Source organism: Pseudomonas sp. WS 5011, from assembly GCF_012985775.1.
GTDB classification, from domain to species: domain Bacteria; phylum Pseudomonadota; class Gammaproteobacteria; order Pseudomonadales; family Pseudomonadaceae; genus Aquipseudomonas; species Aquipseudomonas peli.
Window position 1 is genome coordinate 66761 of sequence record NZ_JAAQXA010000015.1, and the last position, 25432, is coordinate 92192.

At 61.4% G+C, this 25432-nt stretch carries 28 protein-coding genes; 12 read left to right on the forward strand and 16 right to left on the reverse strand.

Annotated features, from left to right (window positions below):
* Positions 1–3: 3 nt before the first annotated feature.
* From HBN63_RS15915 to HBN63_RS15935, 5 genes are all read right to left on the reverse strand, one after another.
* A complete protein-coding gene (locus tag HBN63_RS15915; RefSeq protein ID WP_170050113.1) occupies positions 4–1866 on the reverse strand; it encodes a GGDEF domain-containing protein in 1863 nt (620 codons plus the stop codon).
* Positions 1867–1881: 15 nt separating this feature from the next.
* Positions 1882–2745, reverse strand: coding sequence for an endonuclease/exonuclease/phosphatase family protein (locus tag HBN63_RS15920; RefSeq protein ID WP_090254431.1), 864 nt, complete (start codon positions 2743–2745; stop codon positions 1882–1884).
* 23 nt (positions 2746–2768) lie between these two features.
* A complete protein-coding gene (locus HBN63_RS15925; protein ID WP_170050114.1) occupies positions 2769–3398 on the reverse strand; it encodes a thiol:disulfide interchange protein DsbA/DsbL in 630 nt (209 codons plus the stop codon).
* Positions 3399–3552: 154 nt separating this feature from the next.
* The gene (locus HBN63_RS15930) at positions 3553–4158 is read right to left on the reverse strand and encodes a c-type cytochrome (protein ID WP_160086520.1); all 606 of its coding nucleotides are present in this window, start codon (positions 4156–4158) and stop codon (positions 3553–3555) included.
* 45 nt (positions 4159–4203) lie between these two features.
* On the reverse strand, positions 4204–4494 hold the full coding sequence (locus HBN63_RS15935) for a c-type cytochrome (protein WP_090254425.1): 291 nt from the start codon (positions 4492–4494) through the stop codon (positions 4204–4206).
* 246 nt (positions 4495–4740) lie between these two features.
* On the opposite strand from HBN63_RS15935, the gene yihA reads away from it, so the two are divergent.
* Positions 4741–5394, forward strand: a complete 654-nt coding sequence (gene yihA, locus HBN63_RS15940) for a ribosome biogenesis GTP-binding protein YihA/YsxC (RefSeq protein ID WP_170050115.1) — start codon at positions 4741–4743, stop codon at positions 5392–5394.
* A gap of 294 nt (positions 5395–5688) precedes the next feature.
* Here yihA and polA read toward each other — a convergent pair whose 3' ends face one another.
* A complete protein-coding gene (gene polA, locus HBN63_RS15945; protein ID WP_170050116.1) occupies positions 5689–8544 on the reverse strand; it encodes a DNA polymerase I in 2856 nt (951 codons plus the stop codon).
* Between the two features lie 74 nt (positions 8545–8618).
* Between polA and HBN63_RS15950 the strand changes: the two genes are divergently transcribed.
* The gene (locus HBN63_RS15950) at positions 8619–8903 is read left to right on the forward strand and encodes a DUF2782 domain-containing protein (RefSeq protein ID WP_090254419.1); all 285 of its coding nucleotides are present in this window, start codon (positions 8619–8621) and stop codon (positions 8901–8903) included.
* A gap of 15 nt (positions 8904–8918) precedes the next feature.
* On the forward strand, positions 8919–9869 hold the full coding sequence (locus HBN63_RS15955) for a homoserine kinase (protein ID WP_170050117.1): 951 nt from the start codon (positions 8919–8921) through the stop codon (positions 9867–9869).
* A gap of 14 nt (positions 9870–9883) precedes the next feature.
* Here the strand turns inward: HBN63_RS15955 and znuA are convergent, their stop codons facing one another.
* Positions 9884–10861, reverse strand: a complete 978-nt coding sequence (gene znuA, locus HBN63_RS15960; protein ID WP_170050118.1) for a zinc ABC transporter substrate-binding protein ZnuA — start codon at positions 10859–10861, stop codon at positions 9884–9886.
* Between the two features lie 66 nt (positions 10862–10927).
* On the opposite strand from znuA, the gene HBN63_RS15965 reads away from it, so the two are divergent.
* The 7 genes from HBN63_RS15965 (at position 10928) to HBN63_RS15995 (ending at position 16656) form a co-directional block, all read left to right on the forward strand.
* Positions 10928–11413, forward strand: a complete 486-nt coding sequence (locus HBN63_RS15965; protein WP_090254414.1) for a Fur family transcriptional regulator — start codon at positions 10928–10930, stop codon at positions 11411–11413.
* The gene (gene znuC, locus HBN63_RS15970) at positions 11410–12216 is read left to right on the forward strand and encodes a zinc ABC transporter ATP-binding protein ZnuC (RefSeq protein WP_170050119.1); all 807 of its coding nucleotides are present in this window, start codon (positions 11410–11412) and stop codon (positions 12214–12216) included. The genes HBN63_RS15965 and znuC overlap by 4 nt, the downstream gene beginning before the upstream one ends.
* The gene (gene znuB, locus HBN63_RS15975) at positions 12209–12997 is read left to right on the forward strand and encodes a zinc ABC transporter permease subunit ZnuB (RefSeq protein WP_090254410.1); all 789 of its coding nucleotides are present in this window, start codon (positions 12209–12211) and stop codon (positions 12995–12997) included. Before znuC ends, znuB begins: the two co-directional genes overlap by 8 nt.
* A gap of 68 nt (positions 12998–13065) precedes the next feature.
* Entirely contained in the window at positions 13066–13920 is an 855-nt protein-coding gene (locus tag HBN63_RS15980; RefSeq protein ID WP_170050120.1) for a PA5502 family lipoprotein, read from the forward strand.
* Between the two features lie 201 nt (positions 13921–14121).
* Positions 14122–15129, forward strand: a complete 1008-nt coding sequence (locus tag HBN63_RS15985; RefSeq protein ID WP_170050121.1) for a methionine ABC transporter ATP-binding protein — start codon at positions 14122–14124, stop codon at positions 15127–15129.
* Positions 15129–15806: a methionine ABC transporter permease gene (locus tag HBN63_RS15990; RefSeq protein ID WP_090254404.1), complete on the forward strand. Its 678-nt coding sequence runs from the start codon at positions 15129–15131 to the stop codon at positions 15804–15806. Before HBN63_RS15985 ends, HBN63_RS15990 begins: the two co-directional genes overlap by 1 nt.
* 79 nt (positions 15807–15885) lie before the next feature.
* Complete coding sequence (locus tag HBN63_RS15995) at positions 15886–16656, forward strand: MetQ/NlpA family ABC transporter substrate-binding protein (protein ID WP_170050122.1); 771 nt, start codon at positions 15886–15888, stop codon at positions 16654–16656.
* On the opposite strand, the gene HBN63_RS16000 is transcribed toward HBN63_RS15995, so the two are convergent.
* Entirely contained in the window at positions 16653–17573 is a 921-nt protein-coding gene (locus HBN63_RS16000) for a LysR substrate-binding domain-containing protein (RefSeq protein WP_170050123.1), read from the reverse strand. The genes HBN63_RS15995 and HBN63_RS16000 overlap by 4 nt on opposite strands.
* A 110-nt stretch (positions 17574–17683) precedes the next feature.
* Between HBN63_RS16000 and HBN63_RS16005 the strand changes: the two genes are divergently transcribed.
* Positions 17684–18109 (forward strand): VOC family protein, encoded by a 426-nt coding sequence (locus HBN63_RS16005; RefSeq protein WP_170050124.1) that lies wholly within the window; start codon positions 17684–17686, stop codon positions 18107–18109.
* 4 nt (positions 18110–18113) lie between these two features.
* Here HBN63_RS16005 and HBN63_RS16010 read toward each other — a convergent pair whose 3' ends face one another.
* From HBN63_RS16010 to HBN63_RS16030, 5 genes are read right to left on the reverse strand one after another with little or no spacing between them, the layout of a single operon-like run.
* Positions 18114–18746 carry an SCO family protein gene (locus HBN63_RS16010; protein WP_170050125.1) on the reverse strand — a complete coding sequence of 211 codons (633 nt, stop codon included), beginning with the start codon at positions 18744–18746 and terminating at the stop codon, positions 18114–18116.
* 11 nt (positions 18747–18757) lie between these two features.
* Positions 18758–19657, reverse strand: coding sequence for a heme o synthase (gene cyoE / locus HBN63_RS16015; protein WP_170050126.1), 900 nt, complete (start codon positions 19655–19657; stop codon positions 18758–18760).
* Positions 19658–19681: 24 nt separating this feature from the next.
* Positions 19682–20722, reverse strand: coding sequence for a COX15/CtaA family protein (locus HBN63_RS16020; protein ID WP_170050127.1), 1041 nt, complete (start codon positions 20720–20722; stop codon positions 19682–19684).
* Positions 20723–20747: 25 nt separating this feature from the next.
* Entirely contained in the window at positions 20748–21332 is a 585-nt protein-coding gene (locus HBN63_RS16025) for a hypothetical protein (protein WP_170050128.1), read from the reverse strand.
* A complete protein-coding gene (locus tag HBN63_RS16030; protein ID WP_170050129.1) occupies positions 21307–22038 on the reverse strand; it encodes an SURF1 family protein in 732 nt (243 codons plus the stop codon). Before HBN63_RS16030 ends, HBN63_RS16025 begins: the two co-directional genes overlap by 26 nt.
* Positions 22039–22126: 88 nt before the next feature.
* On the opposite strand from HBN63_RS16030, the gene HBN63_RS16035 reads away from it, so the two are divergent.
* Positions 22127–22330 (forward strand): twin transmembrane helix small protein, encoded by a 204-nt coding sequence (locus tag HBN63_RS16035; protein WP_090254385.1) that lies wholly within the window; start codon positions 22127–22129, stop codon positions 22328–22330.
* 6 nt (positions 22331–22336) lie between these two features.
* Here the strand turns inward: HBN63_RS16035 and HBN63_RS16040 are convergent, their stop codons facing one another.
* Genes HBN63_RS16040 through ctaD form a run of 3 tightly spaced genes read right to left on the reverse strand, consistent with a single transcriptional unit; the run spans position 22337 to position 25429 of the window.
* Positions 22337–23233: a cytochrome c oxidase subunit 3 gene (locus HBN63_RS16040; protein WP_170050130.1), complete on the reverse strand. Its 897-nt coding sequence runs from the start codon at positions 23231–23233 to the stop codon at positions 22337–22339.
* A gap of 12 nt (positions 23234–23245) precedes the next feature.
* On the reverse strand, positions 23246–23812 hold the full coding sequence (locus HBN63_RS16045) for a cytochrome c oxidase assembly protein (RefSeq protein WP_170050131.1): 567 nt from the start codon (positions 23810–23812) through the stop codon (positions 23246–23248).
* 12 nt (positions 23813–23824) lie between these two features.
* Positions 23825–25429 (reverse strand): cytochrome c oxidase subunit I, encoded by a 1605-nt coding sequence (gene ctaD / locus HBN63_RS16050; RefSeq protein WP_170050132.1) that lies wholly within the window; start codon positions 25427–25429, stop codon positions 23825–23827.
* Between the last annotated feature and the right edge of the window lie 3 nt (positions 25430–25432).

Below are 25432 nucleotides of genomic sequence, written 5' to 3' on the forward strand. Positions count from 1 at the left end.
GGCTCAGTTCAGTTCAACCCGATTGCGCCCGCCGCTCTTGGCGCGATACAGCGCCTGATCGGCCCGCTCGAAGACCTTGTCGCTGTCCTCTCCACCGGCAAAGGCCGTCAGACCGGCCGACAGGGTGATGGTCACGCGCTCACCACGAAAGTGGAAGGGGCACTGCTCCACGCCATCCAGCAGGGTTTGCAACAGCTGGTGACCGCCCTCTAACGGGGTGGAAGGAATCAGCAGAACAAATTCCTCACCGCCAAAACGGGCAATAAAGTCTGTCTTGCGCAAACGTTTGGCCAGCTCACCGGCGATGATCTTCAATACTTTGTCGCCCGCCAGATGACCGTAGCCATCGTTGATCCGCTTGAAGTGGTCAATATCCAGTACTGCCAGCAGCAACTCGCCGCCATAGCGTTTCCAGCGTGCCATTTCCAGCTCAAGGCGCTCACTCCAGCCGGCACGGTTGGGCAGGCCAGTGAGCGGGTCGATCAGGGCTTTCTGCCGCTGCTCTTCGAGGTGATCACGGAAGCTCTGCGCTTCCTGCTCCATATCGGCAACCTTCTGGGTCAGGCTTTGCAGCCGCTGCGCCACGGCCTCTTCGTGGCCATCACGTTGCTTCTGGTGCTCGCTGACCGTGCTGAGTAAACCATCCAGGCGGGCCTCCAGTGATTGCTTGAGCGTCGGTAGATCAACCGCATCCTGCACACTGGCCTGCAAACCGCTGACCTGATCGCGCAGCTCCTGATTGAACGTGCGCGCACTCTCCGCCGACTCGCTGTAGCCCTCGTGAGCCTCGCTGAGGGTGCTGAGAAACGATGCCAGACGCTCATTGAGCTGCTTGAGGTAGCTGGCAAACTCACGCTGACCGCTGTCAGTAACGGCCAAGACCAGCACAGCCAGATCGTCCAGCACCGACACCAGCTCATACCAGTTCAAACCACCCTGCACGCGCTGACGCAACACCTCACCCTGCGGCCGATGACGCTCCGGCAAATCCAACTCATCGAGCAAGCCCATCAGGCTATCGCCAATATGCGGCGCTACAGCGCTGTAACCCGGCTCGGGAATTTCTGGCAGCGCATACGCCGGGTCCCCGGAGGCCTGGGCAGGCATGGCGGACACGGGCGTCACGGCGGCGATGGACGTAACGGCAGCAGGTGATGGCGTAGGGGCGGGATTTGGCGTGACCGGCGCCAAAACCGCAGCCGCTTCACTGCTGGCCTTAAGCGTTGGTTCAACCGCCTGCGCAAGAGGCTCAGGCTGTGCGACAGCGTTTGGAGCAGGGGCAACGGGCGGCGCATCATCAGCGGTTGCCGGCTCGCTATCGGCGGGGCTAACGGGTGCAGAGTCCTTGCCCCCAAACAAGCGCTGGAGGAACCCCGGACGGGCCTGGGTAGCCTCGTCATCAAGCGCGGCCAAGGCTTGCTGCTGCAGCCTGCTCAACTCACTCAGCAGTGCCGGCAGCTCACGCGGTTGGCTGGCACGCTCTTCAATGCGCTTGGCAAACTGCTTGAGCGCTTTGCGCACTTCGCGCGGAGGCTCCAGGGCAAGCAATTGATCAGTCAGGCTGGTGACGCCGGAGATGTTCTGTTCGACGCGATCTTGGCGGCGCTTTTCCGAATCCAGCACGGCTTTTTCCAGCCGAGGAATCAGCCCCGACAGACCGGCGTCAATATCATCGCGACGAAGAATGTCGCGCAGCTCCTGCATGCACTGGTCAACCGACTTGTCACTGCCTTCGGCGGCCAGCGAACTGCGCACCAGGCCACGTCGTAGCAGGTCGAGCCGGGCATCCCAGCGGCGCTCTAGCTTTTCTTGTTGTTCCAGGCTTTCCAGGTACTTGCTTTTCCAGCGCTGGGCATCGTCAGTCATGGTTGCAGTCCACGTTTAAGGCTCACTCAGCATAGGCGTTGCCGGCCCATAGAGTGAAGTGGGCAAACGAATTTGCACGGCCACGGGCAAGTGATCGGAAATAGGCTGCGACAGCACTTCACAGCGCTCCAGGGGTAACTCCGGGCTGAGCAGAATGTGGTCCAGGCAGCGCTGCGGCCTCCAGCTTGGAAAAGTCGCCTCGATCTGCGGAGCAACCAGACCAAGGTCGCGCAGCGGTGAATGCAGCAGCAAATCATTGGCATGGGTGTTCATATCGCCCATCAGCACCATGTGCCGATAGTCACTGAGCAGTTCGCGGATATAAGCCAGCTGACGGGTACGAGTACGCGCGCCAAGGGACAGGTGCATCATCACCACGGCAATCGCGTCCGGTCCTTCACCGATGCGCAGCAACATCGCGCCGCGGCCGGGCGGGCCGGGCAGCGGGTGGTCTTCCAGCAAACTGGGACGCAAACGACTGAGCACACCGTTGCTATGCTGCGCGAAACGGCCAAGGTTACGGTTGAGTTGCTGGTACCAATAAGGGAAGGCGCCGAGATGCGCGAGGTGCTCGACCTGATTGACGTAGCCCGAGCGCAGGCTGCCGCCATCGACCTCCTGAAGCGCGACCAAGTCGAAATCACCAAGCAGATCGCCAATCCGTTGCAGATTGCCGCTGCGCCCGGCATGCGGCAACAAATGCTGCCAGCTGCGTGTCAGGTAGTGGTGATAACGCTGGGTGCTGATGCCGACCTGAATGTTGAAACTGAGCAACCGCAGGCTGCCATTTTGCGGCCAGTCGTCGGCTGGCGCGCAACGTGGATTGACCTGTGGATCACACAGGTCAATCGCCCGTCTGGCCGGCCAGCGCCTGAGCATTACGCGTTATCCGCGCACGCCGATTACTGCGCGGCGCGTTCTTTGGCAATCAGATGATCCGCCACTTGCAGGGTTTGCTGCGGACCGCCCGAGCTGCTGATGTCGAAACGGTATTTGCCGTTGACGATCATCACCGGCACGCCAGTGATCTGGTAAGCCATAGCAAGTTTCTTGGCCTTTTCCAGCTGGCTCTTCACACCAAACGAATTGTAGGTTTTGAGGAAGGCGTCCTTGTCGATGCCTTCGGCAGCCAGGAAGCCGGCCATTTCTTCCGGGGTGGCGAGCTTCTTGCCCTGTACGTGGATGGCATCAAACACTGCGGCATGCACCTTGTGCTCGGCTTTCATCGCTTCCAGGGTGATAAACATCTGACCGTGTACGTTCCACATGCCACCGAACATGGCCGGAATACGGACGAAGTTGACGTCATCCGGCAGGGTGTCGATCCATGGGTTGATGGTTTCTTCAAATTTGTAGCAATGGCCACAGCCGTACCAGAACAGCTCAACCACTTCGATCTTGCCAGGCTTGGCAACCGGTACTGGATTGCCCAGCTCAACATACTGCTTGCCCGCTTCAATTGGCTCGGCATGAGCGCTCAAGCCAAACAGGCTGGCGGTGACGAGAGTGGCACTGAGGATCAGGTTACGCATGCATTACTCCTTGGCTATAAACGGCGCGTGATGGCGAACCGGAGTTCGACCTGCGAAGCAAACTGGGGTTCCGTGCATTGTAGCGATGCCCACAATGAAAAAGGGTGGCCTGGGCCACCCTAATTTCATCACAACATGTCGCAGTATTCGCGAATCAATGCAGACCTTGGATAAAGCTGGAAACCGCTTCGATATCCTTGTTGCTCAGCTTGGCCGCGATGGAACGCATGATCATGGTGTCACCATCATTGGTGCGGTTGCCTTCGCGGAAATCCGTCAGCTGCTTGGCGATATAGGTTGCATGCTGACCACCCAGTTGCGGGTAACCGGCGGCATCCAGGCCAGCACCATTCGGCGAATGGCAGCCGGTGCAGGCCGGCATGCCTTCATCCAATTTGCCACCTCGGAAAAGCTCGCCGCCCCGCGCGACCAATTTCGGGTCAGCGGCGCCCACGCTCATTTGCTGGCTAGCAAAGTAAGCCGAGATGTCCTGAAGATCCTGATCACTCAGGTTATCCAGCAAACCGGTCATTTCCACAATTGGACGGGCACCCGATTTGATGTCCTTCAGCTGCTTGAGCAAGTAGCGCTCGCCTTGCCCAGCCAGTTTCGGGAAGTTCGGCGCAGCACTGTTGCCATCGGCACCATGGCACGCACCACACACAACCACCTTACCCTGGCCAGCTTCAGCATTGCCTGCAGCATGTGCGAAGCCAGTGAGGCCCAGGGTCAACAGCAGACTCACGAGTACTTTGTTCATCAGCTAATCCAATTTGCGACTAAGAAAAAGAGTTTGTGCCCAGGCCTACTCGGACATCAGTTTGATGACCGCTTGGTAATCCTCGGCCGAGCAATCCATGCACAGGCCGCGAGGCGGCATGGCATTTAGACCATTGGTGACGCTCAGTACCAGTGCATCCATGCCCTTGGCCAGACGCGGCTCCCAGGCAGCTTTATCACCACGCTTGGGCGCAGTTGGGATGGCGCCGCTATGGCACACACCGCACGCACGGGCGTAGACGGCTTCCGGGTCCTGTGCAGCTTGAGCACTCAACGACAGCATCAACGCACTGGCTGCAATCAGCAATTTTTTCATCAGATCAACCTCATCAGGGAGGGGAACGTACTGCTTTCTATGGGCAGATGATCTAAATCGTTCCCGTGAACACTTATCCAAAAGCGGGAGAAAGCGCACACAAAATCTGCGCCATTATATACTGGCGTCATTGAAACGGAAACGACGCAGCTTGCCCGCTATGCGGCAACAGGCAGGCTGCGCGCAAATGTCGCAAGGGCATCGCGCCTGTAACGCCACTCTACGCCCGCCCTCACGGATACCCAGATGCAAGCCAAGAACCCCATTATCGGTCTGTGCCAACAGGCTACTTTCCTTATCAGCGCGGCCAAAGTTGACCAGTGCCCTGAAGATTTCGGCCATGAAGTGGCCTTCGCCGGGCGCTCCAACGCCGGTAAATCCAGCGCGCTGAACACCCTGACCCACGCCAGTCTGGCACGCACCTCGAAGACGCCGGGGCGCACCCAGCTGCTCAACTTCTTCAAACTTGACGAAGAGCGCCGCCTGGTCGACTTGCCGGGTTACGGGTATGCCAAGGTGCCGATCCCGTTGAAACTGCACTGGCAGAAACACTTGGAAGCCTACCTGGGCAGCCGCGAATGCTTGCGCGGGTTGATGCTGATGATGGACATCCGCAAACCGCTGACCGAGTTCGATATCCTCATGTTGGATTGGTCGGTTGCCAGCGAAATGCCCATGCATATCCTGCTGACCAAGGCCGATAAGCTAGCTTTTGGTGCAGCTAAGAACACTTTGCTGAAAGTGCGCCAGGATATTCACAAGGGCTGGGGTGATCGCGTGAGCATCCAGCTGTTCTCTGCGCCCAAGCGCATCGGCATCGAAGACGCTCAAGAGGTGCTGGCGCAATGGATGCAGCTGGGCGAATTTGCCCTGCCGGATGACGAAGAAGTCGACGCCTGACTGACGCGCTGGTTGGCTGGCTGGCATAAAAAAACCCCGAAACTTCTTATGGGGGAGGGAAGTTTCGGGGTTCAACATCTGAACCGCTAGGGCGGGGTCCAGAATCTGCCAACACTTAACACAACAAAGGAGCATCGAATGGTTGTCTATGCCATTCATAAGCTCTGAGTGGGCAGGCAGACGCAAAGTTCAGACGCTAGCTGTAATTAATTAGTTATAAGCAAGCCCGTATTGATGCTCATACACCTTTAGCGCCCGCCGCCCGGGCGCTGCCGCCAAGTTGCGGTGCGCGAATCAATGGGCTTCATCCCAGTTATCGCCCACACCCACTTCCACCAGCAGCGGCACATCCAGCGCGGCGGCATTGCCCATCAGCGGCTTGATCTGCTCGCGCACCTGTTCGACCAGATCCTCACGCACCTCCAGCACCAGTTCGTCGTGTACCTGCAGGATAACCTTGGCATCCAGACCAGACTCACTGAGCCAGCCGTCCACGGTGACCATGGCGCGCTTGATGATGTCCGCCGCCGTGCCCTGCATCGGCGCGTTGATCGCGGTGCGCTCGGCGCCTTTACGCAGCGCCTGGTTCTTCGCGTGGATATCCGGCAGGTACAGGCGACGGCCGAACAGGGTTTCGACAAAACCCTGCTCGGAAGCCTGCTCGCGGGTGCGCTCCATATAGGCAAGCACGCCGGGGTAACGGGCAAAATACACATCGATATAGGCCTGCGCCTGCTTGCGGTCGCAGCCAATCTGCTTAGCCAGGCCGAACGCGCTCATGCCGTAGATCAGACCGAAGTTGATCGCCTTGGCGCTGCGGCGCTGATCACTGGTGACCTCCTCCAGCGGCACGCCAAACACTTCTGCAGCGGTGGCCTTGTGCACATCGCGGCCATGGCGGAAGGCATCCAGCAGGCTTTCGTCCTTTGCCAGGTGGGCCATGATGCGCAGCTCGATCTGCGAATAGTCCGCCGCCAGCAGCTTATAGCCCGTCGGCGCGACAAAGGCCTGGCGAATACGCCGACCTTCAGCAGTGCGGATCGGGATGTTCTGCAGGTTCGGGTCGGTGGACGACAAGCGCCCGGTCGCGGCCACCGCCTGGTGATAGCTGGTGTGGATACGCCCGGTGCGCGGGTTGATCTGCTCCGGCAAACGGTCGGTGTAAGTACTTTTCAGCTTGCTTAAGGAACGGTACTGCATCAGTACCTTGGGCAGCTCGAAGTCCTGTTCGGCCAGTTCGGCCAACACCGCTTCAGCCGTCGAAGCCTGACCCTTGGCGGTTTTGCTAAGCACCGGCAAACCCAGTTTCTCGTAGAGAATTACGCCCAGCTGCTTGGGTGACGCCAGGTTGAATTCCTCACCAGCAATTTCGAAGGCCTGACGCTCCAGGGCCACCAGCTTTTCGCCCAATTCGTTGCTTTGCAGGCCGAGCAGGTTGGCATCCACTAGCGCCCCCTGGCGTTCGATACGCGCCAGCACCGGCACCAGTGGCATTTCGATTTCCTGCAGCACCTTGGCCAGGCTCGGCTCGGCCGACAGTTTGCTCCACAGGTGCTGGTGCAGACGCAGGGTCACATCGGCATCTTCGGCGGCATAGGGTGCAGCCTGGGCCAGGTCGATCTGGTCGAAGGTCAGCTGCTTGGCGCCTTTGCCGGCGATGTCCTCGAAGCGGATGTTGCTGTGATCCAGGTACTTGAGCGCCAGGCTGTCCATGTCGTGACGGGTGGCGGTGGAATCCAGCACATAGGATTCGAGCATGGTGTCGAATGCCACGCCCTGCACCGCGATGGGCGTGCTGGCATTGGCGAGGATATTGATGTCGTACTTGGCGTGCTGGCCGACCTTGGCCTTGTTCGGGTCCTCTAGAATCGGCTTCAGCGCCTTGAGCACCGCATCGCGATCCAGCTGGGTCGGCACGCCCATATAGGAGTGGGCGACCGGGATATAGGCTGCTTCGCCGGCCTTGACCGCAAAGGACAGGCCAACCAACTGAGCCTTTTGTGCATCCAGGCCAGTGGTTTCGGTGTCAAAGGCAATCAACTCAGCGTTGCGCAGTTTTTCCAGCCACTCGTCGAACTGCGCCTGCGTCAGAACGCACTGGTAATCGCCCAACGCAGCCGCTGTGGGCAACTCGGCAACCTCAGCCTCGACAGTCGGAGCATCAGCGGCCGAATTGGCCGGCGTGAGGACAGCAGCGGCACTGGCGCTGGGCGCCAGAGCAAACAGGTCATCGGCAGGCGCTGCGCCCGGGGCTTTGACCGCCGGGGCCGGATTGCTACGCAGCAGTTCATCACGCCAGGTTTTGAATTCCAGCTCGGCGTACAGCTCGACCAGTGCAGGTACATCCATCTCGCCGGGGTGCAGCGAGTCGATAGCGATATTCAGCGGCACATCCAGCTTGATGGTCGCCAGGGCGTAAGACAGGTAGGCCATGTCCTTGTGCTCAGCGAGCTTGGCCGGCAGGGTCTTGGCCCCACGAATCGGCAATTCCGGCACCTTGTCGAGATTGGCGTAGAGCACATCCAGACCGCCGCCGACGCCGACCAGCAGGCCCAGCGCGGTCTTCTCGCCCACGCCCGGCACGCCGGGAATGTTGTCGACCTTATCGCCCATCAGCGCCAGGTAATCGATGATCAGCTCAGGACCGACACCGAATTTCGCTTTCACGCCATCGATGTCGTAGACGCTACCGGTCATGGTGTTGACCAGCGTAACGTGCGGGCAAACCAGTTGAGCCATGTCCTTGTCGCCGGTGGAGATCACCACGTCACGGCCCTCGGCTGCGCACTGGCGGGCCAGGGTGCCGATCACGTCATCGGCCTCAACGCCCTCGACACACAGCAGCGGGTAGCCCATGGCCTTGACGCTGGCGTGCAGCGGCTCGACCTGAACGCGCAACTCATCGGGCATGGACGGGCGATTGGCCTTGTACTCGGCGAACATTTCATCGCGGAAGGTGCCCCCCTTGGCGTCGAACACCACGGCAAATGGGCTTTTCGGGTACTGCTTGCGCAGGCTCTTGAGCATGTTCAGCACGCCCTTCACCGCACCGGTGGGCAAGCCCTTGGAGGTGGTCAGCGGCGGCAGGGCATGGAAGGCACGGTAAAGGTATGACGAACCGTCAACCAGAACGAGAGGGGCTTGGCTCATGAGCAGGATCAACCTTTTCGGCGGGGGCGGCGGTAGAATGGCCGCACCATTGGAATCAAAGGGACAAGGTTATCATGCGCGCACTCAATCGCCTGTTGCTCGCCAGCCTGCTGGCATTCACCACCCTGGTCGCCCACGCCGAAGATCCGGTTTCGGCCGACCCGGATGTAACCATTCGCCAAGACGGCGACCGCACCATCCATGAATACCGGGTCAACGGTTTTCTCTACGCGGTCAAGGTCATCCCTAAAGGCGGCAAGCCGTACTTCCTGGTACGCGCCGATGGCAGCGATGGCAACTTCGTCCGCTCGGACAGCCCGGATATGTTGATTCCGGCCTGGGAAATTTTCAGCTGGTAAGAAGGCAGTTCTGCAATGTCGGTGTTTACCCCGCTTGAGCGCCACGAGCTCGAGGTGTTTCTCGCCCCCTATGGCCTGGGTCGCTTGCGCGACTTCCAGGGTATTGCTGCTGGCAGCGAGAACAGCAATTTCTTCGTCAGCCTGGAGCAGGGCGAATTCGTTCTGACCCTGATCGAGCGCGGCCCAAGCGCCGACTTGCCCTTCTTTATAGAACTGCTGGACGTGCTGCACGACGCCGGCCTGCCGGTGCCCTACGCCCTGCGTACGACCAGCGGCGAAGCGCTGCGCAGCCTGGCGGCAAAACCGGCGCTGCTGCAACCGCGCCTGGCCGGCAAGCATGTACATGAAGCCAACCCGCATCACTGTCAGGAAGTCGGTGCGCTGCTGGCGCGCATCCACCTGGCCACGCGCAATCAGCCGCTGCCGCGCAAGAGTGATCGGGGGCTGGACTGGATGCTCGCCGAAGGGCCAAGCCTGGCCCTGAAGTTGCCTGATGAACAGGTGCCACTGCTGCGTGATGCACTGGCGGAGATCCACACGCTGAAGCCGCGCATCCTCGCCTTGCCGCAGGCCAACCTGCATGCCGACCTGTTCCGCGACAACGTGCTGTTCGACGGTAACCACCTGGCCGGAGTGATCGACTTCTACAACGCCTGTTCGGGGCCGATGCTCTATGACTTGGCGATTGCCCTGAACGACTGGTGCTCGCGGGATGACGGCAGCCTCGACAGCAAGCGCGCGCAGGCACTGCTAGGCGCCTACGCTGGTTTACGACCCTTTACCGCGGCCGAAGCTGAACTGTGGCCGGCCATGCTGCGCATCGCCTGTGTGCGCTTCTGGCTGTCACGCCTGATCGCTGCCGAATCCTTCGCCGGCCAAGAAGTGCTGATCCACGACCCGGCAGAATTCCAGCGCCGCCTGGCCCAGCGTCAGCAGGTTGAGCTGGCGCTACCGTTCGCCTTCTAAAGTCCGGGCGCTGATTACAGCGCCTCGAGACACCCGGCCAATTCGCCCGCCATGTTTTCCAGCAGGGCTTCGTAGCCGCCAGCATCCACTGGCAAAGCGCCGCCCATAGCGTCTAACTCAGCCAAGGTGACCGGCAGGCCGGCGGTCAGGGTTTGCGCCAGGCGCGGGCGAAACGGCGGCTCGCTGAACACACAACTCGGGCCGGCCTGCTGCAAGCGTTCGCGCATGGCAGCCACGTGCTGGGCACCGGGCTGCACCTCGCCGAGCACACTGAATACCCCGGCGTGCTTGAGGCCATAGGCTGCCTCGAAGTAGTCGTAGGCTTCGTGGAAAACGAAGTAGGGCTTGCCAGCCAGGCCGTTCAGGCGACTTTTCAGGCGCTGATCCAGAGCATCCAGACGCTCGCCGAATGCCTTGGCATTGGCCTGGTAACGCGCGGCATTGGCCGGGTCGGCTTGCGCCAGGTCGGTGGCGATCTTGCCGGCAATCACCCGGGCATTGGCCGGCAGCAACCAGAGGTGCGCGTCCAGGCTGCCGGGGCGGTGGGCGTGGTCATGCTGGTCAGCGGCATGCGCGTGATCTGCGTGATCTGCGTGATCTGCGTGATCTGCGTGATCATCCTCATGCTCGGCGTGTTGCGCATCGCTGTCGCCAAAATGACGCAAGGACATACCTGGAACATCCTGCACCGCCACACTCGGCTTATCGCGGCCAGCCAGCACACGCGGCAGGAAGCTTTCCAGATCCGGACCGATCCAGTACAGCAGGTCGGCTTCGCGCACGCTGCGCACATCGGAGGGGCGCAGCGCATAGTGGTGCGGTGAAGCGCCAGGCGGCAGCAGTACATCAGGCTGGCCAACGCCATCCAGCACAGCAGCGGCAATCAGCTGCAGCGGCTTGATGCTGGTCAGTACGCGCACATCGGCGTGAACCGCGAAACTCAGGGGAAAAGTGATAAACAACAGGGCAAAAGCCGGAAAAAGACGCAACACGGAGAGCACTCAAGCGGGAAGGAACGGGTAATATAATAACGTCTCTCACCTTATTCGTCGTTGCCCATGACTCAAGCGCCCCTGGCCTCACGCCCACACGACCATTCTCATTGCGTCAGCCATGCCCTGGCCGAGGCGGAAAGCATCTGCACGCGCCAGGGGCTGCGCCTGACCACCTTACGTAAACGCGTGCTGGAACTGGTCTGGGCCAGCCACAAACCGCTGGGCGCCTACGACATTCTCGGCGTGTTGAGCGACGAAGACGGCCGCCGCGCCGCGCCGCCGACGGTGTACCGCGCCCTGGATTTCCTGCTGGAAAACGGCCTGGTGCACCGCATCGCCTCGCTTAACGCCTTTGTCGGCTGCAGCCACCCGGAACACGCTCACCAGGGCCAGTTCCTGATCTGCCGAAGCTGCAATGCGGCCATCGAGCTGGAACAGGCCACGATCAGCGACGCCATTATCAGCAGCGCGGCCGGTGTCGGCTTTGCCGTGGAAAGCCAGACAGTGGAAGTGGTCGGCCTCTGCGCAGGCTGCCAGGAGCCGACATGAGCGACGCCCTGATCCGCCTCAACGGAGTGGGCGTGACCTTCGCCGGGCAGCATGTGCTGCAGGATGTACAGCTCAGCGTGAAACCTGGGGAAATCGTCACCCTGATCGGCCCCAACGGCGCCGGTAAAACCACCCTGGTGCGCGCTGTACTCGGCCTGCTCAAGCCGGACAGCGGCAGCGTCTGGCGCAAGCCCAAACTGCGCGTCGGCTATATGCCGCAAAAGCTGCATGTGGATGCCACCCTGCCGCTCTCGGTGCTGCGCTTTCTACGCCTGGTGCCGGGCGTCAGCCGCGCGGATGTGCAGGATGCGTTGGCCGAAGTGGGCGCGGAACAGGTAATCGACAGCCCGCTGCAAAGCATCTCCGGCGGCGAACTGCAGCGCGTGCTGCTGGCACGTGCTCTATTGCGCAAGCCGGAACTGCTGGTACTGGATGAGCCGGTACAGGGCGTCGATGTCGCCGGCCAGGCCGAGCTGTACCGCCTGATCACCCAACTACGCGACCGTCATGGCTGCGGCGTGCTGATGGTCTCCCACGACCTGCACCTGGTGATGAGCACCACTGATCAGGTGGTCTGCCTCAACCGCCACGTCTGCTGTTCCGGGCACCCGGAACAGGTCAGCTTTGATCCGGCCTTTGTCGAGCTGTTCGGCGAGGACGCCAAGAGCCTGGCCGTCTACACCCACCACCATGACCATGAGCACGATCTGCATGGCGCGGTAGTTACCGAGGCACCTGCGGGCCTGAGCATCAAAGGCCCGGTAAAACCGCATATTCACGGAGATGGCTGCAAGCATGGCTGATTTTCTGCTCAACGCCCTGCTCGCCGGCCTCGCCCTGGCGCTAGTCGCCGGCCCGCTGGGTTCCTTTGTGGTGTGGCGGCGCATGGCTTATTTCGGCGACACCCTGTCACATGCCGCGTTGCTTGGCGTTGCCCTGGGCCTGATGCTGGATGTCAGCCCGACCCTGGCGGTTACCGTCGGCTGCGTGCTCCTGGCGGTATTGCTGGTGACCCTGCAAAGCCGCCAGCCGCTGGCCTCCGACACCCTGCTCGGCATCCTCGCCCACAGCACCTTGTCGCTGGGCCTGGTAGTACTGAGCTTTATGCAGGATGTGCGCATCGACCTGATGGGCTATCTATTCGGCGACCTGCTGGCGGTCGGCCCCACTGATCTCGCTTGGATCATCGGCGGTAGCGCCCTGGTGCTGGTGCTGCTGGCCCTGCTGTGGCGGCCGTTGCTGGCGATTACCGTGCATGAAGAGCTGGCCAAGGTCGAAGGCCTGCCGGTGGCGGCAATTCGTCTGAGCCTGATGTTGTTGATTGCGGTGGTGATCGCCGTGGCGATGAAGATCGTCGGCGTGCTGCTAATCACCTCCCTGCTGATCATTCCGGCCGCTGCCGCCCAGCGCCATGCGCGCACCCCGGAACAGATGGCGTTCGGCGCGAGCCTACTGGGCATCGTCGCGGTATGCGCTGGGCTGAGCCTGTCGTGGTTTCAGGACACGCCGGCCGGGCCGTCCATTGTGGTCAGCGCCGCAGCATTGTTTCTACTGAGTTTTGCCCTTCCCAGACGCACCGCCTGAAAAATTGGTTGTGTCAGGCGGCGCAGTGTAAACTTGCGCGTTTTTTGCACAATTCGAGACGCGCAGTCATGAAATCGTTCGTTTTCCGTGGTTTTGCCCTGAGCCTGGTTCTGCTGCTGGCCGGCTGCCAAAGTGCGCCGCAGCAACCGGCCAACTTACCGGTGGATGACTTGGTCAGCGCTTTTCGCCAGCTCGATCAGAGCCTGGCCAGCGGCGACCTTAGCAGCGCCGAGAGCCAGCTTGGCAGCCTGCAGCAACGCGCCGCCGGCGATACCCGCCTGGAGCAATACCAGCGCCAACTCGCCGAAGCCCATCTGCAACAGGGCCAGAAAGCCCTGCAGGCCGGTGATCTGGATAACGCCACCAAAGCCCTGAGCCGCGCTCGCAGCCTGATGCCGCAGGCACCGGCACTGACCACCGGCCTGGATGGCGCCATCACCCAAGCCCGTGAAGCCGAACTGGCCGCTACCGAACAACGTCGCCGTGCCGCCGAGCAAGCGGCTGCCCAGGCCGAAGCCGCCCGTCTGGAGCAAGCGCGCCAGTTGCGTCTGGCGGCCGAACGGCAGGCCGCCGCGATTCAGGCCACTCAGCTGCCGAATACCCCGCCAGCCGAAGAGCACGCACCAGCCAAGCTGCAGGCGAGGCTGATCAACCCCGCCGCCGCCAGCAGCGTGATTGGCATGCCGATGCTGGATAACCAGGACAACGAGCGCCTGCGCAGCCTGCTCGACGGTGTGGCGGCGGATATGGTCGCGTTCAACTGCGCGGTGCGCATCGAAGTGCGCCAGGCCAAGGATTTCCCCTGGGTCGCCTCCCTGCTCAATGCGCGGATCAAGCGCCTGGACCCGAGTTTCAGCCCGCGCATAAGTCAGGTGATCAAGCCCGCTCAGGTGCCGCAGCTGGTGCTTAGCCCGCAGCGTTAACCACGTTGCGCTGCGATCACGACCGGGCTTGCCCGGTCGTTTGCATTGGCGCTGGCTACACTGCCCATAGCAGTCAGCCATCTAATGCAATTTAGCTATAACCATAGGTCTACAAAGATTTTTGCGACCTAAACAGCGCCGGGTAGACTAGCCGCCGTTTCGGCCTACCCGGCAGCCCGAAAAACCCAAAAGGTTTATCCCGTGATCAATTTTCACCAGGTCCACAAGGCGTATCGCGTCAGTGGTCAGGACATCCCCGCGTTGCAACCGAGCGATCTGCAGATTGCCCGGGGCGAAGTGTTCGGCATCATCGGTCACTCCGGCGCCGGTAAAAGCACCCTGCTGCGCCTGATCAACCGCCTGGAACAGCCTTCCGGCGGGCGCATCGAGATCGACGGCGAAGATGTCACCGCGCTCGACGCCAGCGGCTTGCGGCGCTTTCGTCAGCAGGTCGGGATGATCTTCCAGCACTTCAATCTGCTCTCATCGAAGACCGTCGCCGACAACGTCGCCCTACCGCTCAAGCTGGCCGGCGAGATGCCGCGCAGCGCGATCAATGCCCGCGTTGCCGAGTTGCTGGCGCGGGTCGGTCTCAGCGATCACGCCAACAAGTACCCGGCGCAGCTCTCCGGCGGACAGAAACAGCGCGTCGGCATCGCCCGCGCCCTGGCCACCGAACCGAAGATTCTGCTGTGCGACGAGGCCACCAGCGCCCTTGATCCGCAGACCACCGCCTCGGTGTTACAGCTACTGGCCGAGATCAACCGCGAGCTGAACCTGACCATCGTGCTGATCACCCACGAGATGGACGTGATCCGCCGAGTCTGCGACCGCGTGGCGGTGATGGATGCCGGGGTAATTGTCGAATCCGGCCCGGTGGCCGAGGTGTTTCTGCACCCGCAGCACGCCACCACCAAGCGCTTTGTGCAGGAAGCCGAGCAGATCGACGAGAACGAACAGCGTGACGATTTTGCCCATGTCGCCGGGCGCATCCTGCGTCTGACCTTCCAGGGCGAGGCCACCTACGCGCCGCTGCTGGGCACCGTGGCCCGCGAAACCGGAGTGGATTACAGCATCCTCGCGGGGCGTATCGACCGCATCAAGGACACCCCCTACGGCCAGCTGACCCTGGCACTGACCGGCGGCGATCTCGACGCCGCGCTGGCGCGTTTCGAAGCCGCCGACGTTCATCTGGAGGTGCTGCGCTGATGGAAGCCTTACTGACTCGCCTGCTACCCAACGTTGATTGGGCGGAAATCGGCTACGCCAGCCTGGACACCCTGAGCATGCTCGGCGGCTCCATGCTGTTTACCGTGCTGCTCGGCCTGCCGCTGGGTGTGCTGCTGTTTCTCACCAGCCCACGGCAGATGTTCGAGCAAAAGGCCTTCTACGGCTTCCTGTCGCTGCTGGTGAATATCCTGCGCTCTGTGCCGTTCGTGATCCTGCTGATCGTGATGATCCCCTTCACGGTAATCGTCACCGGCACCTCGCTGGGCGTCGCCGGGGCCATCCCGCCGCTGGTAGTTGGGGCCACGCCGTTCTTCGCGCGCCTGGTGGAAACCGCGCTGCGTGAAGTCGACCGCGGCATTATCGAAGCGACCCAGGCCATGGGCGCGACCACCCGGCAGATCGTGGTCAACGCGCTGCTGCCCGAGGCGCTGCCCGGCATTATCGCGGCCATCACCGTAACGGCGATCACCTTGGTGTCCTACACCGCCATGAGCGGCCTGATTGGCGGCGGCGGCCTCGGCGACCTGGCCGTGCGTTATGGCTATCAGCGTTATCAGCCGGACGTGATGGCGGTGACGGTGATCCTCCTGCTGGTGCTGGTACAGATTCTACAAACCGTCGGCGACAAGCTGGTGGTGCACTTTTCCAGAAAATAAGGTGCCCCACGGGGCACACAAAATCGCGGAATACCGGTTACCTGCCGGACTCCGCACACATCCCACAAGGAGCTTTACGATGAAAAAACTGATCGCTGCATTCGCTGCCCTGGCAGCCTTCTCCGCCCAGGCCGAAAGCCTGAGCGTCGCGGCCACTGCCGTACCGCACGCGGAAATCCTCGAGTTCGTTAAGCCGGCCCTGGCCAAAGAAGGCGTTGAGCTGAACATCAAGGTCTTCACTGACTACGTGCAGCCGAACGTGCAAGTTGCCGAGAAGCGCCTGGATGCCAATTTCTTCCAGCATCAGCCGTACCTGGATGAATTCAACAAGAGCCGTGGCACCGAGCTGGTCAGCGTAGCCGGCGTACACGTCGAGCCCTTCGGCGCCTACTCCAGCCAACACAAAACCCTGGCCGACCTGCCGCAAGGCGCCAACGTGGTCATCCCTAACGACGCCACCAACGGCGGCCGCGCCCTGTTGCTGCTGCAAAAGGCCGGGGTGATTACCCTGAAGCCGGAAGCCGGCATCCTCGCCACGCCAAAAGACATCGTCGAGAACCCGAAAACCATCAAGGTGCGTGAACTGGAAGCGGCCACCCTGCCGCGCGTGCTGACCCAGGTCGACCTGGCGCTGATCAACACCAACTACGCCCTGGAAGCCAAGCTCAACCCGACCAAGGATGCGCTGATCATCGAAGGCAGCGACTCGCCGTACGTCAACATCCTGGTTGCGCGTGCCGACAACAAGGATAACGCCGCCCTGCAGAAACTGGCCAAGGCGCTGAACAGCGCCGAAGTGAAAGCCTTTATCGCTGAGAAGTATCAGGGCGCCGTAGTTCCGGCGTTCTAAGACGCCGCGTTAGCTGCACCCTCTGCCAAACCCCGCCCCGTGCGGGGTTTGTCGTTTAGGGCCGCCTCGCGCAAGCACTCCAGCAAGCAATCCAGCGCGGGCTGACGCTGAGCGCGGCGCAAGATCGCCACCAGTTCGCGGTGGAAGGTCAGCTCGCCCAGCTCAATCACCCGCAACTGTGTTGGCCGCTGCAGCCACAGACCCGCACGCGGAATCAGCGAGACGCCAAGCCCGCACTCGACCATTCGCACGATGGCTTCCAGCTCGTCCAGCTCCAACGCTTCCTGCACCGTCAGGCGCTGCTCGCGGATGAACTGGTTGACCCGCCGCCCGCCAAACGAGCGCCGGTCGTAACGCACGAACGGCTGCTCGGCGAGGATCTGCAACGGATCATCCGCCGTCACACCGAGCGGAGTGATCAGCACAAACGGCTCGCGCGCCAGACTGATCTGCAACAGCTCTTTGGGTAGCTCGAACGGCGGCTTGATCAGCAGCGCCAGGTCCAGTTCGCCGGCATCGATCTGGCTCAGCAGGTTCAAGGACACCCCCGGCACCAGCTTCAGCTCGACGCGTGGAGCGGCCGCGCGGAAACGCGGCAGGGCTTCGGGCAGCAGGCCGGTCTGCAACGTAGCAATCGCGCCGACCATGAGCTCGCCCTGCCACTCGGCCGCGCTGGTCGGCAGGGCCATCTGCGTATAGAGCCCAAGCATCTGCTCCGCCAGCGGCAAGGCATGCCGACCGGCCGCATTGAGCACCGCCGAGCGTCCACTGCGCTCGAACAAGCGGACGCCCAGCCCCTGCTCCAGCACACGCATCTGCGCGCTGACCGCCGACTGAGTCAGGCCAACCTGCTGACCCGCCGCCGCGAAGGTGCCATGCCGCGCCACCGCCACAAAGGTTTTCAATTCGCGCAGCATCGACGCCTCGACTGATCAATTTTGTTTGTGCTTGCGAGCAAGGATATTCGTTTTTAATCAGAATCGCTGTTGCTGAGAATCAGCAGACCGCCCTTTCAAGGAACTCCAGCATGGCGCTCGCACCCTTTCACCTGGCAATTCCCGTTTACGACCTGGCAGCTGCACGGCACTTCTACGGCGAGGTGTTCGGCTGTGCCGAGGGCCGTAGTAGCGACCACTGGGTGGATTTCGACTTCTTCGGCCACCAACTGGTGATCCACCAGGCGCCGAAGATGGCCTATCAGGAAGCCGCGCACAGCAACCCGGTGGACGGCCACGACGTGCCGGTGCCGCATTTCGGTGTGGTATTGGGCTGGGATGATTGGCAGGTACTTGCGGGGCGACTACAGGCCAAGGGCACGCCATTTGTGATCGAGCCCTATGTGCGTTTCGCCGGCCAGGTTGGCGAGCAGGCCACGTTGTTCCTGCTCGACCCGTGCGGCAACGCCCTGGAGTTCAAGGCGTTCAAGGACATCAGCCAGCTATTTGCCAAATAGTTGGTTACGGACGATCGAGTAGGCCGGGCAGCTGCGCGGCCAGCTTGGTGTTGTTGATAGGCGCGCGGATAAAGCCACGCTGCTTGCCGTCCGGGCCGATCAGCACCAGGTTGCCGCTGTGATCGACGGTATAGTTTTCCTTGCTGGTATCGGCAGGGATAAACGGAATGCTTACGCCGTTGGCCAGCTTCTGGATGATCGCCTCTTCGCCGGTCAGGCCGATAAAACCGGCATCGAAATACTCCAGGTACTTCTTCAACTGCTCCGGGGTGTCGCGGTGCGGATCCACCGTGACCAGCACGATGCGCAGCTTAGCCAGGGTTTCCGGCGGTAGCTGGCCCTGCAGCTGACGCAGCTGGGCGAGGGTGGCCGGGCAGATATCCGGGCAAAAGGTGTAGCCGAAGAACAGCAGGCTCCACTGGTCCTTGAGCTGATCAACCGCCACGGTCTGCCCATCCTGATTGGTCAGGCTCAGCTCTGGCAGGTTGCGGCTTTGTGGCAGCAGCACGATGCCGGCATCTAGCAGCACCGTGGGATTACCCTGGCCCTTGCTGGTCAGCACCTTGTTGACGGTCAGGCCCAGCACCAGGGCGACGATAGCAACGAGAACAAAAACGGTGATCTGGGTTCGGGTCATGGCACCAACGATTACAGGTTTAACAGCAGATAGTGGTCGACCAGCAGGGCGATAAACAGCGCGAAAAGATACCAGATGCTGTATTTGAAGGTGTTGATCGCCGCATGCGGTTTGCTGTCACGGTACAGCACCACCGCCCAATGCAGGAAGCGCCCACCCAGCACCACCGCACAGGCCAGATAGAGCAGCCCGCTCATATGAATGGCGTAAGGCAACAGAGTCACAGCAAACATGACCAGGGTGTAGAGCAGGATATGCACCTTGGTGTAGTGCTCGCCGTGGGTCACCGGCAGCATGGGGATATCGGCCTTGGCATACTCCTCTTTGCGGTGGATGGCCAGGGCCCAGAAGTGCGGCGGCGTCCAGGCGAAGATGATCAGCACCAGCAGCAGCGGTTCGGCGCTGACGTGCCCGGTAACCGCGACCCAGCCGAGCAACGGTGGCGCAGCGCCGGCCAGGCCACCGATCACGATGTTCTGTGGCGTAGCGCGCTTGAGAAAGCCGGTGTAGAGCACCGCATAACCGAGCAACGAGGCCAGGGTCAGCCAGGCGGCCAGCTCGTTGGTGAAGGTCAGCAGCAGGGCCATCCCGGCCACCGCCAGCAGCAGGGCAAAGCCCAGCGCCGCAATCGGCGACAAACGCCCGGCCGTAACTGGCCGCTTGTGGGTGCGCGCCATAATCGAATCGATACGCCGATCGACCACATGGTTAACCGCTGCCGCAGCCCCCGCGCACAGGCCGATACCGAGGTTGCCGAAAATAAGAACCTGCCAAGCGACACCTGCGCGGGTGGCGAGAAACATGCCGACCAAGGAGGTGATCAGCATCAGCACCACCACCCGGGGTTTGGTCAGCTCCAGATAATCGCGCCACGTGGCGTGGGCTTGCTGTTCGCGCACTAGAGTAGCCATAAGGTCTCTCCTTGATTGTTCTGGTTATTTGCCGGGCAGCGCAGTGAAGCCGACGGGCGTATCTGTCGCGGGAGATGCCAGCCGTGCAGGGCTGCGCAACCGGTAATTGATCAGTACCAGGGTCAGCAGCAGCGCCGCGCCGCCGAGGTTGTGCGCCACTGCCACCAGCAACGGCAGGTGAAACACCACGTTGCTGATGCCCAGGCTGATCTGCACCGCCAGGGCCAGCACCAGCAAACCGGCCAGGCGCGCCAGACCATTGCGTTGCAGTTGCCAGGCCAGGAGCAGCAGCACCAGGGTCACCAGCAGCGCGCCGATACGGTGGGTCATATGGATGGCGGTGCGCGCGTCGCTGTCGAGCTGGCCGCCGAGGTAGTTGGGGCCGATATGTTGGGTCAGGTGAAAGCCATTGGCGAAGTCCATCGCCGGCCACCATTCGCCATGACAGGTCGGCAGATCGACGCAGGCGACCGCCGCGTAGTTGCTGCTGACCCAGCCACCGAGAGCGATCTGCCCGATCACCAACAGCAGGCCGAGCGCAGCCAGGTTACGCAGTCGTGCGGGAAGATTGGCCAAGGCGGCCAGCTTGCCGGATAGGCGCAGGGTTAAAAGAAATAACAGACTGAGGGTGGCGAAACCGCCGAGCAGATGTGCGGTAACGACTTGCGGCCAGAGTTTAAGGGTCACCGTCCACATGCCGAAAGCGGCCTGCAGCGTCACCAGGCCCAACAAGAACAGCGGCAGTTTGAGTGGCTGTCCCGCCTCACTCCGACGGCGTAGCGCCTGCACCGCCAGGCCAAGAATCACCAGCCCCAGAGCACCGGCAAAATAGCGGTGGATCATCTCGTACCAGCCCTTGGCCACTTCCACTGGCGCGTCGGGAAAACGCGCTTCGGCCAGGGTCTGCTTGTGCTCGCTCATCGGTACGCCAATAAAACCGTAGCAACCAGGCCAGTCCGGGCAACCTAAGCCTGCGTGGGTCAAGCGGGTATAGGCACCGAGCAGCACCACCACGACCGCCAACAGCGTGGCGAACAGGGCAAAACGGTAACCAGGCTTGCTCATCATCAGTCCTTAGCCGTTGCCAGCATTAGCCGATCTGGGAAATTTTCAAAAGATGCCGCAGGTCATTGAGAATCGCCTTGCCCTTGCTGGTGGCGTCATAACGCAGCACCAGATTGCCGTGCGGGTCGACGATCCACAGCTGCGCGCCGGAGGCGGAGCCGGCCGTCTTGCCATAGGCATCCAGTTGCAGCTGATAGCGCGCCAGTTGCGGGTATTCACGGCGCAGCTGGGCGTCATAATCGCCAGCAATGGGTTGAGCAGTGGCCAGGCCATGGGCAGCGCGGGCGACATCCCGGTTGAGGCCGATATGCACCTGACGGGCGAGGAACACCAGTTCCTTGCAGGCGGCATCACAGGCATCCGGAACAGTGACCAGCAGTTGCCAGCGCTGCTCATCGGCACCGACTACGCCGAGGTCGGCGCGGGTCTGCCCGGTGCCAATCAGTTCGCCGTGGTAGCTGCGGGTTTCCGGCACCCAGAAACGCCACTGGTACATGGCACTGGCCAGAAGCATCGGGCCGATCACCACGGCCAGAATCAGGATCAGTTGCAGCCGCCCGCGGCGACGCTGGCTGGGTGACACTTCAGGCAGGGCGATGGCTGGGTTCATGGCGAGTCTCCCGTGCATTAGATAGACCGAGATAGATAAACAGACCGAGCAAGGCCACCGCCAGGGCGAACCATTGCACGGCATAGCCAAGGTGCTTGTCGGGGCTCATGGCGATAACCGGCCAATCGCTTTGAAATGAAGCTGGACCCGGTTCGAGGCGCACCTCATAGCTCAGGCCACCACGCCCCAGTTGCTGCCAGAGGTCATCCGGCTTGACCTCGCTGACCACCTGCGGCCAGCCTGCAGTCGGTTGCGCACCCTGCAGCTGAAAGGCCTCACCCAGCGGCACATACACCGTGGCCTGCAGGCGCAGCGGCGTATCCGGGGTGGCGAAGGTTGGACTGATGCGACGGTCCGGCCAAGGCAGCCAGCCGCGATTGAGCAACAGCCAGAGGCCGCTGGTTTGGTCATAGAAGGGTTGCAGCACTTCCACGCCAACCTTGCCGTCGCGGGTGCGGTTGTCCAGCAGCAGGGTATGCCGCGCATCGAAAAAGCCCTGCAGCTGCACGCGTTGGTAAGCCGGATTGGGCTGGCGCTCCAGTTCATCGATGCTGATCGGTGCGGCCAGTTGCTGGGCTTGATGAGCGGCCAACAGCTCGCGCTTTTCTTCTGCACGCGACAGCTGCCAGAAGCCTAGGGCGACCAGGCACGGAAATAGCAACAGCACCAGTACGCTGGGCAGCCAGCCAGGACGGAAGGCGCTCATGGCGACCTTCCTGAAGCCCTGAACAAGCTGGCTATACTGCAGCTGAAGCGCATTTCCCTTCCCCCGAAGTTCCGCTTGGGAGTCACGCATGCTCAAAGCCGCGATCGTCCTGTTACTACTGGCTACTCTGGTCAGCCTATTCAGTGGCCTGTTCTTTCTGGTCAAGGACGAAGGTAGAACCTCCCGTGTGGTCAACGCGCTGACAGTACGCGTGAGCCTCACTGCCTTGACCGTCGCCCTTATTGCCTGGGGTTTCTACAGTGGCCAACTGGTCTCGCATGTCACCTGGTAAGGCTCGTCACAGCACATAAACGAAGACGAACAAACCAATCCACACCACATCCACAAAGTGCCAATACCAGGCCGCCGCTTCGAAGCCGAAGTGCTGCTCGGGGCTGAAATGGCCGCGAATCACCCGAATCAACATAATGCTCAGCATCAGTGCACCCAAGGTCACGTGGGCGCCGTGAAAGCCGGTGAGCATAAAGAAGGTCGCGCCATAGATGCCCGAGCCCAGGGTCAGGCCCAGTTCGGTGTAGGCGTGGATATATTCCTCAACCTGCAGCACCAGAAAGGCGATGCCGAGAATCACTGTCAGCGCCAGCCACAGGGTCAGCGGTTTGCGATGGTTCTTGCGTAACGCGTGGTGGGCAAAGGTCAGGGTAAAGCTGGAAGTGACCAGCAGAATGGTGTTGATCAGCGGTAGGCCCCAGGCGCTGATGGTGCCACTCGGTGCCGGATAGAGCTTCGGATCAGGCGTGTTGAGCATCGGCCAGCTGTACTCGAAGCCCGGCCAAAGCATATTGGCGATGCCCTTGTCGCCTTCCCCACCAAGCCAGGGGCCGGCCCAGGTACGCACATAGAACAGCACGCCGAAGAACGCCGCAAAGAACATCACCTCGGAAAAGATGAACCAGCTCATGCCCCAGCGGAACGAGCGGTCCATCTGCGGGCTGTACATGCCGGAGCGGCTTTCCTTGATCACATTGCCGAACCAGCCGAACAGCATATAGGCGAGAAAAAGGCCGCCGATAAAGAAGATCAGCGGGCCGTTGGAGTCGGCGCGATCGGCCTTCATATCATTGAACCAGGTGCCTACGCCGTACACCGAGAACAGCATGCCCAGGGTGGCGATGATCGGCCACTTGCTCTGGGCCGGTACGTAATAGCTTTCGTGAGTTTCGTGACTCGACATTTATTGTTCTCCTTATGGAGCCGCCCGGGTAAGGGTCGCTTGTGCCACCGGCGGTTTGCGCACGGTGATATCAAACAAGGTGTAGGCCAGGGTCAGGTGGCGAACATCTGCCGGTAAGTCTCTATCGACGATAAACCGCACCGGCATTTCGATACGCTCACCGGGTTGCAGCACCTGCTGGGTAAAGCAAAAACACTCGGTCTTGTGGAAGTAGGCAGCGGCTTTTGACGGCGCCACACTGGGGATCGCCTGCGCGGTCATCGGCTTGTCGGTGGGGTTGTAGGCGACAAACAGCATCTGCGTGCTGTCACCCGGATGCACCAGAACCTCGTCGGCCTGAGGGCCGAACTCCCAGACCATCTCAGCGGCATTGGTGGCAAGAAACTGCACCCGCACCTGGCGCGATTCATCGGTGCTTTGCAACCCAGCCTCATAGGCACCGGCGGTTTTGCCGTTGATGCCAAAGGCCTGGCACATCACGTCATAGATCGGCACCAGAGCGAAGCCGAAGCCGAACATGCCGATCACCACCAGTGACAGGCGGATAACCAGGCGGCGGGTCGACAGGGCTTCGCTCATCGGTCGGCGTCCTTACTTCACTTCAGGTGGCGTGGTGAAGGTGTGATAGGGCGCCGGCGACGGCACCGTCCACTCCAACCCTTCGGCACCGTCCCAAGGCTTGGCCGCAGCGGGTTTGCCACCACGGATGCACTTGATGACGATAAACAGGAACAACAACTGAGTGGCACCGAACATAAAGGCGCCGATGCTCGAGACCATGTTGAAGTTGGCGAACATCATGTTGTAGTCCGGGATACGCCGCGGCATGCCGGCCAGGCCGACAAAGTGCATCGGGAAGAACGCCAGGTTCATACCGATAAAGCTCATCCAGAAATGCAGCTTGCCGAGGGTTTCGTCATACATGTGCCCGGTCCACTTCGGCAGCCAGTAGTAGGCCGAGGCAAAGATGCCGAAGATCGCTCCAGGCACCAGCACATAGTGGAAATGCGCCACCACAAAGTAGGTGTCGTGGTACTGGAAGTCCGCCGGGGCGATGGCCAGCATCAGCCCGGAAAAGCCACCGATGGTGAACAGGATGACGAAGGCCACCGAAAACAGCATGGGCGTTTCAAAGGTCATCGAGCCGCGCCACATGGTGCTGGCCCAGTTGAACACCTTCACCCCAGTCGGCACGGCGATCAGCATGGTCGCGTACATAAAAAATAGCTCGCCAGTCAGCGGGATGCCGACGGTGAACATGTGGTGCGCCCAGACGATAAACGACAGGAAGGCGATCGACGCGGTGGCATAGACCATCGAGGTGTAGCCAAACAGCGGCTTACGGGCGAAGGCAGGAATGATCGCACTGACCGCGCCGAACGCCGGCAGGATCATGATGTACACCTCGGGGTGACCGAAGAACCAGAACACGTGCTGGAACAGCACTGGGTCACCGCCACCAGCGGCACTGAAGAAGCTGGTGCCGAAGTGGATGTCCATCAGCATCATGGTCACGCAACCGGCCAGTACCGGCATGACCGCGATCAGCAGGAAGGCCGTGATCAGCCAGGTCCAGACGAACAGCGGCATCTTCATCAGGGTCATGCCGGGGGCGCGCAGGTTGAGGATGGTGGCGACCACGTTGATCGCGCCCATGATCGAACTGATGCCCATCAGGTGCACGGCGAAGATAAAGAAGGTTACCGATTCCGGCGCGTAGGTGGTCGACAGCGGTGCATAGAAGGTCCAGCCGAAGTTCGGTCCGCCGCCCTCCATAAACAATGTGCTGATCAACATGCCGAACGCAGCAGGCAGCAGCCAGAAGCTGAAGTTGTTCATCCGTGGCAGGGCCATGTCCGGCGCGCCGATCATCAGCGGAATCATCCAGTTGGCGAGGCCAACAAACGCCGGCATCACCGCACCGAAGACCATGATCAGGCCGTGCATGGTGGTCATCTGGTTGAAGAATTCCGGCTGCACGATCTGCAGGCCCGGCTGGAACAGCTCGGCACGAATCACCATGGCCATGCTGCCACCCAGCAGGAACATGGCGAAGCTGAACCACAGGTACATGGTGCCGATGTCTTTGTGGTTGGTGGTCAACACCCAGCGCATCAGGCCTTTGGCCGGGCCGTGGTGATGGTCATGTCCGGCATGAACGTGGCCAGCGTGGCCCGGATCGATCACTGCACTCATGTC